Raw genomic sequence first — 14,092 nt, 5'->3', positions numbered from 1 at the left:
GCTCCTCTCGGCCGCGTGGTTCCGCGAGAGGTGACCGAGTACCCAGGTGGCGCGTCTTGCACGTGAGCAAAGGGAAGCCCCGGCCGGACGGGGGAATCACGGCCGGGGCGGCTCAGGGGGTCCTGTCCGGACCCACGCCTTGTTCAACGGGCAACCACACTGGGGTGTTCCGCGCGCGGCCCACCTGCTCGGTGAGCTGCGTCACTGCTCCTGATCGCCGGGGACGACCTCGGTCCAGAGGTTCTCCGCCTGGAGGACCAACGTGCCCAGGACGGCGGTGTGGGCGGCCCCCTCCCCGGCGTGCCGGCGCAGCCCGTCCTGCAACTCCTCGTGCAGCTCCCGCATCGCCTTCTCGGTCTCCTCGTCAGGCCGGGCGGTCACACCGCCCTCGAGCAGACTGTCGGCCTCCGCGAACAGGGCGTCCCCGACCAGCTCCAGCAGACGCGCGTACGAGCGCAGGGCCGGGCCCTCGGGCGGGGCGGGCGTCCGCTTGTCGTCCACGGACACCGCGAGGGCCCGGGTCAGCGTGGCGACGTGCCCGGTCACCCGGCTGAGCCGGTCGTCCTCGTCCACCGACGGCAGGACACCCCCGTGCGGCACGCGGTGCAGGGCGCGCAGCGGGGCGTAGGTCAGGCGCAGGCTCTCCTGGCTCCACCGGCGCGCCGAACGCAGCGCCTTCAGACGGTGGTCCAGCCGGTTCGAGGCGCCGACCCAGCCGGCGGCGGTCTGGGCGTCCCACTCGCCCTCGCGCAGATCGCCGGCGACCGTGTGCAGCACGTCCCCGGCCTCCCGGGCGAGCGCCGCCAGGTTCTCCCGCACGTCCCGCAGATGGATCGGCGGCAGCACGAGCGCGTTGACGGCGACGCCGATGACCGCGCCGATCGCGGCCTGCCCCACCCGGTGCCCGACGGCGGACAGGCTGACCATGCCCGAGGAGATGGTGAACAGGGCCGTGGTGGCCGCGTAGATGCCCTGGTCGCCGAAGCGGGGCCAGTTCGCCAGCAGCATCAGCACCGGTATCGACAGGGCGAGCGCGCCCGTCGTGTCGTCGGTGATGGCCTGTGCTCCCGAGGCCACCAGCGTGCCGACGCAGATCGCCCCGAACTGCCGCGCCCCCTGCACGAGCGAACTGAAGACCGTGGCCTGCACCAGCACCAGCGCCACCCAGGGCGCCATCAGCGCCAGCGGATCGCCCATCCAGACGCCGCCCACCAGCCAGGCGAGCACCGCCGCCCCGGCCGCTTTCAGCGACTGGACGACCAGGTCCCGCTCCCTGCCCGGCCCGCGCCACGCCGCTCGTACGGCGTTCCAGGCGCCCCGTGTGTCGCGCCGTACGGCATCCACCGGCCGTACGCGACGCGCCCCCTGTTCCAGGTCGCGCATCCGCCCCTGTGCCGTCGGTGCTCCTCGGGGCCGCCCGTTCGAGGCGGCCCCGGTGTCCCTTTCGTCGTCCTTCCGTCCGCGGAAGGCTCCCGCCGCCCGCTGTACGGCACTCGTCACACGCGTCATGCGCTGCGGGTATCCCCGTGACCGGGGGTTTCACGTCGTTTCACGCCAGCGGGCCGTCACCGAGGGAGGACAGCAGATCCGCGGGGTCGGCGTAGACCGCGTCCGCGCCGGAGTCCTCCAGATCGGCGCGCGGAATGCCACCGCACAGGACGCCCAGGCAGCGCACCCCGGCCCTGCTGCCCGCGAGCATGTCCCACACGGTGTCGCCGACGAACACCGCCCGCTCCGCCGGGACCCCGGCGAGCTCCAGGGCGTGCTCGACCGGCTCGGGGGACGGCTTGCCCTCGGCGACGTCGTCGGCGCTGGCCGTGGCGGCGATGGCCTCGTCCGCGTCGATGGCGCGGCGCAGCGCACGGAGTTCCGCGCCGCTCGCCGAGGTGGCCAGCACCACCGTCCAGCCGTCCCGGTGCAGCCGCCGCAGCAGGTCCCCGGCCCCCGGCAGTGCGGGCAGCCGGTCGAAGTACTGCCCGTACAGCGCCAGGTGCCCGGCGCTGATGCCGGCGTCCTGGCCGGTGTCCCGGTCCTCGCCCAGCAGATGGGCGACCAGGTCGGTCGACGGCAGGCCCACGGCCCGGTGAATGGCGTGCATCGGCACCTCGTGACCCGCCTGCCGGAAGGCCTCCCACCAGGCCACGACATGCAGATGGTTGGTGTCGACCAGCGTGCCGTCGACGTCGAACACGGCCGCCCGTCCCTCGCTTACCATAGGTGCGGTCCCTTCCTCTCCGGCGGTGCGGGTACCACGTCAGCCGCCCGCCACGCCGGACGGCACCCGCCGCTCACGGGTCCAGGCGAGGAGCTCGTCGAGGGACCAGGTGGTCACCACCCGCTCCGGCGGCACCCCGCACTCCTCGGCCCGCGCGCATCCGTTGATCTGCCAGTCCAGCTGCCCGGGCGCGTGCGCGTCGGTGTCGACGGAGAACAGCACCCCCGCGTCCACGGCCCGGCGCAGCAGCCGCCGCGGCGGGTCCAGCCGCTCGGGCCTGCTGTTGATCTCCAGGGCGGTGCCGGTCTCGGCGAGGGCGGCGAACACCTCGTCCGCGTCGAACTCCGACTCCGGCCGCCCCCGCCCGGTCAGCAGCCGCCCCGTGCAGTGCCCGAGCACGTCCGAGTGCGGATCGCGTACGGCGGCCACCATCCGCCGGGTCATCGACCGGGCGTCCATGCGGAGCTTGGAGTGCACCGACACGACCACCACGTCGAGCCGGTCCAGCAGTTCCGGCTCCTGGTCGAGGGTGCCGTCCTCGAGGATGTCGCACTCGATGCCGGTCAGCAGCCGGAACGGCGCCCAGGTCCCGTTCAGCTCGGCCACCACGTCCAGTTGCTCCCGCAGCCGTTCGGGCGACAGGCCGCGGGCCACCGTCAGCCGCGGCGAGTGGTCGGTCAGCGCCGCCCACTCGTGGCCCAGCTCCGCGGCGGCCCGGCCCATCTCCTCGATCGGGCTGCCACCGTCCGACCAGTCGGAGTGCAGATGGCAGTCCCCGCGCAGCAGCGCCCGCAGCTTCTGCCCGCCCCGTACGGCCGGCTGCTCGTGCGCCTCGCCCTCCAGTTTCGACAGATAGCCGGGCACCTGGCCTGCCAGGGCCTCCCGCACCACCTGCGCCGTCTTCGGTCCGACCCCCTTGAGCTTCTCCAGCGACCCGTCCGCGGCCCGCCGGCGCACCTCGTCGCCGCCCAGGTCCCTCAGCACGCGCGCCGCCGTACGGAAGGCGCGTACGCGGTAGGTCGGTGCCAGGGACCGCTCCAGCAGGAAGGCGATCCGGTCCAGCGCTTCGACGGGGTCCATCGCCACCTCCCCCTCAAGGGTTCCCCAGCGCCCGGGGGGCCGCACGACGGGCGCACGCGGTTTGCCCGGTATCCCCCCGGGTACTGCGATGCCTGGTCCCGGCCCCGTCGACGAGGAGGCTCGTCATGTCCGCCCCCAGCGCGTCACCCAGCAAGGTCGCCGTGATCACCGGCGCCGACTCCGGCATCGGCCGCGCCACCGCCGTACGCCTGGCGCAGGCGGGCATGGACGTCGGCATCACCTATCACAGCGACCGCGAGGGTGCGGAGGAGACGGCCGGCGAAGTGCGCTCGCACGGACAGCGGGCCGAGGTCGCCCGGATGGACCTCACCCGGCTGCCCGACGCCGCCGACACCGTCGACGACCTGTGTGAACGGCTCGGCCGCATCGACGTGCTGGTCAACAACGCCGGGACCGGCACCATGACGCCCTTCCTGGACCTGGAACTGTCCGACGTGCGCGAGGTCCTCGACGTCGATCTCGTCGGGCCGTTCCTGTGCGGGCAGAAGGCGGCCCGGCGCATGATCGGGCACGGCGAGGGCGGCCGGATCATCAACGTCACGTCCGTCCACGAGCACGAGCCGCGGGTGGGCGCCGCGCCCTACTGCGCCGCCAAGGGCGGACTCGGGCAGCTCACCCAGGTCATGGCGCTCGAACTGGCCGAGCACCGCATCACCGTCAACGCCGTCGCCCCGGGGGAGATCTCCACGCCCATGACCGGGCAGGAGGACACCGACCCGCACACCGAGAGCCGCCCGGGCATCCCGCTCGGCCGGCCCGGCGACGCCCGCGAGGTCGCCGCCGTCATCGCCTTCCTCGCCGGCCCGGACGCCTCGTACGTCACCGGTGCGTCCTGGGTCGTCGACGGCGGGATGCTCCGGATGGGCCCGCAGGCCGGTTCCCATCTGACCACTGATGACTGGCGCCGCCCCTGAGCGGCGGAGGTCCCGGCGGGTGTCCTGGACCCGCGCCGCCGCCGGTTGCGTTCTACGCTCGATGCATGACCGAAAGCGCGAGCCCGTACATATCCCACCCGCGGATCCAGGTGCTCGGGGTGCAGCCGGGCAATCCGCCGTTCCGGATCGTGCAGATCGACGGCCAGGTGGTCGGGGAGGCCCGGTCCATCACCGACGTGCTGGCGGCCGCGGCCGCGTACGGGATCCCCGTGCACGACATGGACGACCCGGATGTGATCCGCTGGGTGGGCGGTGACAAGTACACCTGGACCGTGCACTAGGGCCCGCCGGGCCCTAGGCCTTGCCCGCTGACGGCTTCTTCTCCGCCGACGGCTTCTTCTCCGCCCGGCCCGGGCGCGGCTTGCGCGCGTGCACGGCCCTGCTGAGACGGCGCCCGAGGAGCAGGTAACCGATGAGCGCGCCCGACGTGTTGAGGATGACGTCGTCGATGTCGAAGGCGCGGCCGGTGACCAGGGCGCCCTGGGCGAACTCCACCAGGAGCATCACGATGGCGGTCAGCAGCAGTACGCGCAGGATGCCGCGGGTGCGGGGGGCGACCACGGGCACGAGGACGCCGAAGGGAATGCCCAGCAGGATGTTGCCGCCGATCTGCTTGACGGCGTCCCGCAGTTCGGGCTGGTCGAGGTAGGCCTTGAGGGAGCTGCCCGGCTGGAGATTGCTGTGGGTCAGCGCCTCCGAGGCGGGCGAGGGTTGCAGGGTCAGCCGGGCCAGCACCACGGCGAAGGCCACCATGAACGTGAACGCGCACAGCATCGCCAGCAGCCGGACGGGCAACGGGAGCGGGCGTCGCTCGCTCCCGGACCCGGTGGTCCGGGTACGTGAGGCTGCACTGGCCATGGGGAGTCCTCCAGTCTTCAACGTCCCTGCGTGACAGGGCGGTTACCCCCGGGCCGGCCGACGATGCCGTGGGGGGTGATTCCCGGCCACGGTCCCCGGCGGTGTCGCCGGGGACCGTGCCCACCCCTCGGTTTGCCCCCGATCCGCGGGAGCACTCCCGGCGGGGAGCCGCCGCGCGCGGCCGCGTCCCGCGGCCGGGGCGGTACTTGGTGACCCCCTCGCTGCTGGAAGGACTGGCCCTGCCCGGGGTCCCCGGGAACTGATCAGCTCCCGTACGACACACGCACCTCCTTGAAGCCCAGGGAGCGCAGCAGGCCTTCGAGCATGCCGGTGGTGTTCGACTCGGCCCGAGCGGTCAGCTCGCTCTCCTTCGCCGCGTCGCCGATGTGCCGCACCGCGAGCTTCTGCACGGCCTGCTCACCGTTGGGGTTGTCCGAGAAGAGGTCGCCGAGGCGGTCGAGGAGACCGCGCTGCTTGGACACCGCGTAGGAGCGGTCGGGGTCGAGGGCGGGCTTGCCCAGTTGGGCGTGGGGCAGCCGGAGCGTGGCGGACGTGCGGTCGCCGTTGACCTTCACGTCGTCCTCGCCGACCTTGCCCAGGTCGACGTAGGCGTCGACGGTGCCGGCCCCGACGTACAGGGTGCGGGTGCCGCGGATCGCGTCGGGCAGGAGCTTGGCGTCCTTCTCCAGGTCCACGACGACCTGGAAGTTGCCGGAGGCGGCGTCGTAGCGGCTGATGTCCTGGACGGACTTCAGCAGCGCGGGACCGGACCGGTCGTGCGTCTCGGTACCGAACAGGTCCTTCAGGCCCGGGAGCACGCTCAGCCGGAGCCCGGCGAAGAACACCACCAGCACCAGCACGAGTGCGGCCACCACCTTCGCCCAGCCGGGCATGCGCCTGGGGAGGCGCTTGACGGGAGTCGTCATGCGACGGCCCTCCTTCCTACTGTCCGGATGCCCGCCACACCCCCTGCCAGACCGCCGAGTTGACGACGGGACGACGTGGGAGGAAGCACGCGGGGCGCACATCCGTCAGGGCCGGGACGTCGCCTCGGGCTGCTCCAGGGCGGCGTCCAGCGTCGGCTGCGGAGGCAGCAGCCGGGACAGGCCGGTGATCCGCAGGACGCGCAGCGTCAGCGGGTGGGCGCAGACGAGCAGCATCTGGCCCCGCCGGTCGAGCACCCGGCTGCGGGCCCGGTACAGCAGCCGCAGGCCGGAGCAGTCGAAGAAGTCGATCCGGCTCAGGTCGATCACGATGCGGGCGGCGGGGCGGGCGGTCTCCCGGTCCAGGTGCGGGGCGATCTCCGAGGCCGCGGCGAGGTCGATCTCGCCGCGGAACTCCAGCACCGTGTGCCCCCGTTCCTGGCGGACGCGCAGATGCCGGGTGAGCGGTGCAGGTTCCTGCCGCACGACGAGATCGCCTCCAGCCTGCTCCGTGCGTGGGGGAGGGGTGACGGCCTCAACGCCGTTCCCCGCTCTGCAAGTTACCCTCCAACGAGTGAATTTGAGCATGTTCGATTGACATATGTCTTTGAATTCCGGCCGAGTTGGCCGAGGTTCACGCCGGGGCGTGCGCGGGTGCGATTCCGGGGGCGCGTCGCGGAGTCCCGGCCGGGTTACGACAGGGCGTGCCAGGCCTTGGTGAGCGCTTGGCGGAACTGCGCGGTCTGATGCGCGGTGAGGTCGCGCACCATCCGTTCCTCCAGCTCCCGGACGGGCCCGGCGTGCCGGGCCGGCAGCTCACGGCTCGAGTCGGTGAGCAGGATCAGCAACTCCCTGCGGCTGCGGGGGTTGCGCTCGCGGCGTACGAGTCCGCGGCCCTCCAGGGAGCGGACCAGGTCCGCGATCGACTGGGCGGTGACGAAGGAGTCGCGCGCCGGCTGGGCCGCGGACAGCCCGTCGTGCCGTTCCAGCACGGTCAGCGCCGTGTACTGAAGCGCGGTGATCCCGGAAGGTCTGACCAGCTCGTCGAGGTGTGAGCGCACGAAACCCGAGACCGGCGGCGCGCCCAGGACGACGACCACGGGCCACGCCGGCGTCCTGCGCCAGGGCGTCGACGCGCTCGCCGCCCGCGGCACCCTGGTCGTCGTCGGCGCACCGCCCTTCGGCACCGAGGTCGCCCTGGACGTCAACGGCCTCCTCGGCGGCAAGCGGATCGTCGGCCTCACCTTCGGCGACAGCGAGACCCGGACCATGATCCCGGCCCTGGTCCACCTGCTGAAGGACGGCCGCCTCCCCCTGCACCGCCTGATCAGCACCCATCCCTTCGAGGACATCGACCGCGCGGTCCAGGACATGCGCTCGGCAAGACGATCAAGCCGGTCCTGACGTTCTGAAACCGCCCGCCGCGGTCCGGCTCAGTCGTTCACCAGCACCAGCTTCCCCGTCGTGCGGCCCGTGTCGCCGAGGGTGTGTGCCTCGGCCGCCTCGGCCAGGGGGAAGGTGCCGGCGATCGTGGCGCGCAGCCTGCCCGTCTCGATCAGGTCCGCGATCGCCTCCATGCCGCTGCGGTCGGCGTCCACCAGCATCCGCAGGGCACGCACGCCGAGCCGATCGGCCTCCTCGTAGAGGTCGTCCGAGCCGACGGGGAGGATCGACACCAGGACACCGCCGGGGCGCAGCACACGCAGTGAGTGCAGGGCGTTGTCGCCGCCGATCGTGTCCAGCACGACGTCGACGTCCTTCACGGCCTCGGTGACGTCCGTCTCGCGGTAGTCGATCGTCTCGTCGACGCCGATCGAGCGCAGGAACTCGTGCTTGCCCGCGCTCGCCGTGCCGATCACATACGCGCCGCGCGCCTTGGCGATCTGCACCGCCACGTGCCCCACCCCGCCGGCCGCGGCGTGGATCAGCACCCGCTGACCCGGCTGGAGGTCCGCGTGCTCGGTCAGCGCCTGCCAGGCGGTGAGCGAGACCAGCGGCAGCGCCCCCGCCTGGGTGTGGTCGACCCCGGCCGGCTTCCGGGTCAGGGCGCGCACGGGGGCGATGACGTACTCGGCGTGCGAGCCGTGCCCGTAGGGGTAGGGCAGCATGCCGAAGACCTCGTCCCCCGGCGCGAAAGCCACGACGCCGATGCCGACCGCCTCCACCACCCCGGAGACGTCCCAGCCCAGGACGAAGGGCGGCTCGCCCAGGAACCCGCCGGTCGCGCGGTGCTTCCAGTCGGTCGGGTTGACGCCGGCGGCCCGTACCCGGACCAGCACCTCGTTCGGCTTCGGTACCGGGCGCTCGATCTCCACTTCCTTCAGCACCTCGGGACCGCCGAGGACGTCCTGGCTGATGGCTCGCATCGTGTTCTGTGTGCTCATGGTCAACCAGCCTGCCGGTCCGCACGCACCCCGCCAATGGCAAGATTGCCAACCTTCGATAGAATCGTGCCATGCGACGTGAGCGAGTGGTGGTCCTGGCCCTGGACGGGGTCTACCCCTTCGAGTTGGGCATCCCCAGCCGGATCCTCGGCGCGGCCGACGGCCGCTACGAGGTCATCACCTGCTCGGTCGACGGCCGTCTGGTGCGCACCAACGCGGACTTCGGCGTCACCGTGGAGCACGGCCCCGAAGCCCTGGCCACGGCAGGCACGGTGGTGATCGCGCCCGTGGCGCCCTCCCGCCTGGCCGACGAGGTGTCCGACGACGTTCTGGCCGCGCTCGCGCTCATCCGCCCCGGCACCCGCATCGTCTCGATCTGCACCGGCGCCTTCGTCCTCGCCGCCGCCGGCCTCCTCGACGGGCGCCGGGCGACCACCCACTGGCAGGTCGCCGACCGGTTCCGGCGCATGTTCCCGCGCGTCGACCTCGACCCGGACGTGCTGTTCGTCGACGACCACCCGTTCCTCACGTCCGCCGGGGCCGCCTCCGGCGTGGACATCTGCCTGCACCTCGTCCGCAAGGACCACGGCAGCCGGCTGGCCAACAGCGTCGCCCGCCGCTGCGTCGTCCCGCCCTTCCGGGACGGAGGCCAGGCCCAGTACATCGAGCAGCCCGTCCCCGAGCAGGGCGCCGCCAGCACCGCCGCCACCCGCGCCTGGGCCCTGGAACGCCTCGGTGAACCGCTCACTCTCGCCGATCTCTCCGGCCATGCCCGGATGAGCCAGCGCACCTTCGCCCGCCGTTTCCACGACGAGGTGGGCCTCAGCCCCGGCCGCTGGCTGATCCAGCAGCGCGTGGTCCGGGCCCGGCATCTGCTCGAGTCCAGCGATCTGACAGTGGACCAGATCGCCGGCCGGGTCGGCTTCGCGACCGGCGCGTCCCTGCGCCAGCACCTGAACGCGGCGATCGGGGTCTCCCCGCAGGCCTACCGCCGCACGTTCCAGACCGCCCGCTGACCTCCGCGGCCTCGGCGCGCGGCAGGGTGCGCGGGGTGACGTTTCGCCTGACACGCGATCAACTCCAGTGACGGCAAAGTCATTTGTCGACCTGTTGCCTTCTTTCGGAGCGTGACGGAACCCTCACGTCCAGCAGGTGGCCGCGATTGATCCTTTCGGGTCCAAACCCGATAAGGTTCCGATCGGCGCTGCGAGTTGACGCGATCGCGTCCAGTCGACTCGCGGTGCGTACTCATGAGTGCGGTCCAACACCCCCCCCTGTTCGTTCGTGTTGCTTCGAAGGATGCAGATGGAACTCGCCACTCCGCCACCGGCGGCGCGGGCCCCTGTCGCCTGGTACAGCTGGTGGTTGATGCCGCTGGGCTTGGGAGGCGGGACCGTTGCCGCCACGTTCATGAGCTCGGAGCGAATAACCGTGGCCGTCGCCGGCGTCGCGGCGACGGCTGCCGGCACCGTGTGCGTACGCCTGCTGCTGCGCACCAGGGCTCAACTGCACCGCGCGGAGGGTTCCTTCCGCACCACGCAGGCCGAGCACAACCAGCAGTGGCAGCAGCATGTAGCGGGAATGGAACGGAAGTTCGCCGCCGATCGCGCCGGCCTGGAATCCCAGCTCAACGAGCAGAACGCGACGTACGAGCGGCGTCTGGCCGACCAGAGCGCCACGTACGAGTCGCAGCTCGCCGAGCGGTCCCGGGCCTATGAGGAGCGGCTGACCGAGCAGGCCACCTCGTATGAGGCCCAGCTCGCCGACCAGGCCGCGGTCTGGCAGGAGCAGCTCTCCCACCAGCTCGCCGCGGTCGCCCGGCTCGCCGACGAGCAACTGCCCGACGCGATGGAGAAGTTGCGCTCCGGCGACGCCATCGACGACCTGCTGCCCACGGTCAACCAGTGCGCCAAGGTCAGCTCGGAACTCCAGGCCGAACTGCGCAAGCTGCTGCGCACGTCCTTGATCGGTCTGGAGGCGGAGTTCGACCGCTCCACCTCCGCCGAGCAGGCCGTGATCAGCATCGGCAACCGCATCCACGTCCTGACCAGCAAGCTCCGGGGCCGGCTGCACGAGATGCAGGGCGAGCACGGCCGGCTGCCGGCCGTCGCCCGGGGCCTGATGGAGCTCGACCAGGAGCTCGGCCCCGCCGACTCGCTGGCCGCGAGCATCGGTGTGCTCGGCGGCTCGGACCGGCCCGGTCGGCAGTGGCAGGAACCGCAGCGGCTGCTCAGCGTGGTGCGCGGCGGCATCGGCCGGATCAAGGACTTCCACCGGATCCAGGTCCGCCACCTGCCCGAACTCGGCGTCGACGGCGGCCTCGTCGACCACCTCACGCTGGTCCTCGCCCACCTCCTGGACAACGCGGCCCGCTACTCGCCACCCACCGAGCCGGTGCTCATCTCCGGCAAGGAGGTCCCCAACGGCGTCGGCATCGAGATCCAGGACTCCGGCAAGGGCCTGAGTGAGGAGAAGAAGCGCGAGGCCGAGCATGCCCTCGCGGGCACCGCGCCCGGCGCGGGCCTCGGCGGCATCACCGAGGACGCCAACATCGGCCTGCGCGTCGTCGGCGCACTCGCCCGCCGCTACGGCATCCGCGTCACCTTCGCGGACTCACCGTGGCTCGGAACCTCCGTGGTGGTCGTGGTGCCGCACAAGTACTTCAGCCCGCTGCCCACGACCGCGACGGTACCGGCCGCCCCCGCCCCGGAGGCCCGCACCGCCGCGCCCGCCCCGGTCCGCGAGACGCTCGCCGAACCCGAACCACGGGCCGGACAGCCCGAGACCGTGGAGACCACGCCCGGCGGACTGCCCCGGCGCCGCAGCAAGCGGAACGAGACGGAGGCGCCCAGGCCGGCCGACCGGAGCACGGTGGCCGCCGTCCCGCCGGACGCGTCCTTCTCGGGGCTCGCCGCCTTCGCCACCGCCGGGCGCGACGCGGCGGAGGCCTCCGAGGCGGCCGGCGAAGGCGACACCCTCGCCGGCCGCGAGTACACCGAGCACCGCACCGAAGAGAGCGACTAGTCCCATGACGCAACCTGGAACAGATGTGAGCTGGGCGCTCCGCGATCTCGTCGAGAGCATCCAGGAGATCCGCTTCGCCCTCGTGGCCTCCAGCGACGGCAAGGCCATCACCTCCTACGGCGCCGAAGACCCCGACGACGTCGACCGCTTCGCCGCCGTGGTGGCCGGCCTGCAGGCCCTGGCCCAGCCGGTCGCCGAGCAGTTCCCCAAGTACGCCGGGCAACTGCGCCTCGCGATGATCGAGGTGGACGGCGGGCACCTCTTCGTCGTGCGCGCGGGTGTGGAGACATACCTCGGCGTCCTCGCCAGGGAAGGCCTCGACCAGGGCCTGCTCGGCCACCAGATGAGGGACCTGGCCCGCAGGATGGGTGAGCTCCTCGGCACCACTCCGCGCCTGGAGGAGCACTCTGGATGAGTGCTCCCCGCAGACCGTCGGACCCGTCCGGTCTCGAGCGCTACTACGTCCTCACCGGCGGGCGCAGCGGACCGGGCGGTTCGGCGTCGAGCCTCGACGTGGCGACTCTCGTCGTCTCCCGCGCCGCCCCGTTAACGGGCATGCAGCACGAGCACGAGGAGATCCTCCGTCGCTGCCGCGACCCGCTCTCGGTCGCCGAGCTCGGCGCTCACCTCGGGCTCCCCTTCAACATTCTGGCGGTGCTGCTGTCGGACCTGCTGGACGCAGGTCGCGTCGAAGCCCGTAACCCCATTCCGGCGCACAACGCCGGTCGCGGGCCCGACCTCGCGCTCCTTGAGGAGGTACTCAGTGGACTTGAAAGGCTTTGACCAACCCGGAGGCTCGGCCGGGGACACCCGTTCGGTGAAGGTGATGATCGCCGGCGGCTTCGGCACCGGGAAGACCACCATGGTCCGCTCGGTCAGCGACATCAAGCCGCTCACCACCGAGGAGACCCTCACCCAGGCCAGTGCCGACGTCGACCATCTCATCGGTGTCGCCGACAAGACACAGACCACCGTCAGCCTGGACTTCGGCAAGATCGGCATCAACGAGAGCCTGGTGCTGTACCTGTTCGGCACCCCCGGACAGGAGCGGTTCTGGTTCCTGTGGAACGGGCTGTTCAAGGGGGCGCTCGGCGCGATCGTCCTGGTGGACACCCGCCGCCTGGAGTCCAGTTTCCGGGCGATCGAGGAGATGGAGCGGCAGGAGGTGCCCTTCGTCGTCGCGCTGAACGTCTTCCCCGACTCCCGGAACTACCCGGCCGAGGAGATCCGGGACGCCCTGGACATCCCCGAGCACACCCCGGTCGTGACCTTCGACGCCCGCGACCGGGCCTCCAGCCGGGACGTCCTCGTCGCCCTGATCCATCATCTGAAGGAACGCTCAGCCGTGGCCCTGGAGCCCCGATGAACGACTCGACCGAATCCGGCCTCCCGCCCATGCGGGGCTGCCCCGTCGCCCACCACGGGGCCGACCCGACCCGGCTGTACGGCCCGGACGCCGCGACGGACCCGGAGGGCATCTACGAGCGGCTGCGCAAGGAGCACGGCTCGGTCGCGCCGGTCCTCCTCGAGGGCGACGTGCCCGCCTGGCTGGTCCTCGGCTACCGGGACAACCGGCGGGTGCTCGACAACCCCCGCCAGTTCAGCCGGGACGCGCGGATCTGGCGGGACTGGGCCGACGGGCGGGTCGCCGAGACCTCCCCGCTGATCCCGATGATCGGCTGGCGGCCGGACTGCGTCTCCCAGGACGGCGAACCGCACCGCAGGCTGCGTGCGGCCGTCACCGACGGGCTCCAGGCGGCGGCGGCCCGCGGTATCCGGCGCCACGCGACCCACTTCGCGAACAAGCAGATCGACGCGTTCGCCGACACCGGACGCGCCGACCTCGTGGCGGACTACGCCGAGTACCTGCCGATGCTCGTGCTCACCCGCATCCTCGGGCTCGCGGAGGCGGAGGGCCGCGACCTGGTCGAGTCCTGCGCCCAGGTCCTCAAGGGCGGCGAGGACGCGCTCGCGCACAACGAGCGCATCATGGTGATCCTCGGCGAACTGGCCGAGCGCAAGCGGGCCGAGCCCGGCGGCGACTTCACCACCGCCCTGCTGGGGCACGCGGCCGGTCTCGACGAGGACGAGGTGCTCAGCCATCTGCGTCTGGTGCTGATCGCCGCGCACACCACGACCAGCAATCTGCTGGCCCGGGTGCTCCAGTCGATCCTCACGGACTCCGCCCGGCTCACCGGACTGATCAGCGGCCAGCTGAACATCTCCGCCGTGGTGGAGGAGGTCATGTGGAACAGCCCGCCGCTCGCCGTGCTGCCGGGCCGCTTCGCCGCCGGAGACCTGGAACTCGGCGGCCACCAGATCCAGGAGGGCGACCTGCTGGTGCTGGGCCTCGCGGCGGGCAACGCCGACCCCGACGTCCGGCCGGACACGGGTGTCTCGGTCCAGGGCAACCAGGCCCACCTGGCGTTCAGTTCGGGCCCGCACGAGTGCCCCGGGCAGGGCATCGGACAGTCCATCATCGAGATCGCCGTCGACGTCCTGCTGCACCGCCTGCCGGGCCTGACGCTGGCCGTGTCAGCGGACGAGCTCACCTCGACCGCCTCCACCTGGGAGTCGCGGCTGGACAGCCTGCCGGTCGAGTTCGCCGTGTAACACCACCGCGCGGTGCCCGGCCGGACCACTCCGGCCGGG

16 protein-coding genes and 1 pseudogene are annotated in these 14,092 nt (G+C 72.2%); 9 read left to right on the top strand and 8 right to left on the bottom strand.

Annotation, left to right across the window (positions count from 1 at the left end):
• Positions 1–201: 201 nt before the first annotated feature.
• From IGS69_RS02300 to IGS69_RS02290, 3 genes are all read right to left on the bottom strand, one after another.
• On the bottom strand, positions 202–1,383 hold the full coding sequence (locus tag IGS69_RS02300; protein WP_190904350.1) for an FUSC family protein: 1,182 nt from the start codon (positions 1,381–1,383) through the stop codon (positions 202–204).
• Between the two features lie 166 nt (positions 1,384–1,549).
• Complete coding sequence (locus tag IGS69_RS02295; RefSeq protein ID WP_190896453.1) at positions 1,550–2,215, bottom strand: HAD family hydrolase; 666 nt, start codon at positions 2,213–2,215, stop codon at positions 1,550–1,552.
• A 39-nt stretch (positions 2,216–2,254) separates the two neighbouring features.
• Positions 2,255–3,295 (bottom strand): PHP domain-containing protein, encoded by a 1,041-nt coding sequence (locus IGS69_RS02290; protein WP_190896451.1) that lies wholly within the window; start codon positions 3,293–3,295, stop codon positions 2,255–2,257.
• 125 nt (positions 3,296–3,420) lie between these two features.
• Here IGS69_RS02290 and IGS69_RS02285 point away from each other — a divergent pair, with 125 nt between their 5' ends.
• Positions 3,421–4,230: an SDR family oxidoreductase gene (locus tag IGS69_RS02285; protein ID WP_190896449.1), complete on the top strand. Its 810-nt coding sequence runs from the start codon at positions 3,421–3,423 to the stop codon at positions 4,228–4,230.
• A gap of 65 nt (positions 4,231–4,295) precedes the next feature.
• A complete protein-coding gene (locus IGS69_RS02280) occupies positions 4,296–4,532 on the top strand; it encodes a hypothetical protein (protein ID WP_190896446.1) in 237 nt (78 codons plus the stop codon).
• 13 nt (positions 4,533–4,545) lie between these two features.
• On the opposite strand, the gene IGS69_RS02275 is transcribed toward IGS69_RS02280, so the two are convergent.
• The 4 genes from IGS69_RS02275 to IGS69_RS02260 all read right to left on the bottom strand — a co-directional run bounded on the left by IGS69_RS02275 (position 4,546) and on the right by IGS69_RS02260 (position 7,132).
• Positions 4,546–5,109 carry a VanZ family protein gene (locus IGS69_RS02275; protein WP_190896444.1) on the bottom strand — a complete coding sequence of 188 codons (564 nt, stop codon included), beginning with the start codon at positions 5,107–5,109 and terminating at the stop codon, positions 4,546–4,548.
• Positions 5,110–5,372: 263 nt separating this feature from the next.
• Positions 5,373–6,035 (bottom strand): DUF4230 domain-containing protein, encoded by a 663-nt coding sequence (locus IGS69_RS02270; RefSeq protein ID WP_190896442.1) that lies wholly within the window; start codon positions 6,033–6,035, stop codon positions 5,373–5,375.
• 105 nt (positions 6,036–6,140) lie between these two features.
• Positions 6,141–6,518 (bottom strand): anti-sigma factor antagonist, encoded by a 378-nt coding sequence (locus IGS69_RS02265; RefSeq protein WP_190896440.1) that lies wholly within the window; start codon positions 6,516–6,518, stop codon positions 6,141–6,143.
• 206 nt (positions 6,519–6,724) lie between these two features.
• Positions 6,725–7,132, bottom strand: a complete 408-nt coding sequence (locus IGS69_RS02260; protein ID WP_190896439.1) for a MarR family winged helix-turn-helix transcriptional regulator — start codon at positions 7,130–7,132, stop codon at positions 6,725–6,727.
• Here IGS69_RS02260 and IGS69_RS02255 point away from each other — a divergent pair.
• A pseudogene (locus tag IGS69_RS02255) lies at positions 7,128–7,444 on the top strand (NAD(P)-dependent alcohol dehydrogenase); the annotation flags it as partial. The gene IGS69_RS02260 and the pseudogene IGS69_RS02255 overlap by 5 nt on opposite strands.
• A gap of 21 nt (positions 7,445–7,465) precedes the next feature.
• Here IGS69_RS02255 and IGS69_RS02250 read toward each other — a convergent pair.
• Positions 7,466–8,416, bottom strand: coding sequence for an NADP-dependent oxidoreductase (locus tag IGS69_RS02250; protein WP_190896437.1), 951 nt, complete (start codon positions 8,414–8,416; stop codon positions 7,466–7,468).
• Positions 8,417–8,487: 71 nt separating this feature from the next.
• On the opposite strand from IGS69_RS02250, the gene IGS69_RS02245 reads away from it, so the two are divergent.
• From IGS69_RS02245 to IGS69_RS02220, 6 genes are all read left to right on the top strand, one after another.
• A complete protein-coding gene (locus IGS69_RS02245; protein ID WP_190896435.1) occupies positions 8,488–9,432 on the top strand; it encodes a GlxA family transcriptional regulator in 945 nt (314 codons plus the stop codon).
• Between the two features lie 289 nt (positions 9,433–9,721).
• On the top strand, positions 9,722–11,440 hold the full coding sequence (locus tag IGS69_RS02240) for an ATP-binding protein (protein WP_190896433.1): 1,719 nt from the start codon (positions 9,722–9,724) through the stop codon (positions 11,438–11,440).
• Positions 11,441–11,444: 4 nt separating this feature from the next.
• The gene (locus IGS69_RS02235; protein ID WP_190896431.1) at positions 11,445–11,855 is read left to right on the top strand and encodes a roadblock/LC7 domain-containing protein; all 411 of its coding nucleotides are present in this window, start codon (positions 11,445–11,447) and stop codon (positions 11,853–11,855) included.
• Positions 11,852–12,223, top strand: a complete 372-nt coding sequence (locus IGS69_RS02230; RefSeq protein ID WP_190896429.1) for a DUF742 domain-containing protein — start codon at positions 11,852–11,854, stop codon at positions 12,221–12,223. Before IGS69_RS02235 ends, IGS69_RS02230 begins: the two co-directional genes overlap by 4 nt.
• Positions 12,204–12,806 carry a GTP-binding protein gene (locus tag IGS69_RS02225; protein WP_190896427.1) on the top strand — a complete coding sequence of 201 codons (603 nt, stop codon included), beginning with the start codon at positions 12,204–12,206 and terminating at the stop codon, positions 12,804–12,806. Before IGS69_RS02230 ends, IGS69_RS02225 begins: the two co-directional genes overlap by 20 nt.
• Entirely contained in the window at positions 12,803–14,053 is a 1,251-nt protein-coding gene (locus IGS69_RS02220) for a cytochrome P450 (RefSeq protein ID WP_190896424.1), read from the top strand. The genes IGS69_RS02225 and IGS69_RS02220 overlap by 4 nt, the downstream gene beginning before the upstream one ends.
• Positions 14,054–14,092 lie beyond the last annotated feature (39 nt).

The organism is Streptomyces tuirus (assembly GCF_014701095.1).
GTDB classification, from domain to species: Bacteria; Actinomycetota; Actinomycetes; order Streptomycetales; family Streptomycetaceae; genus Streptomyces; species Streptomyces tuirus.
Note: the sequence above shows the minus strand (reverse complement) of the source record. Positions and strands in the feature narration are given on the sequence as shown.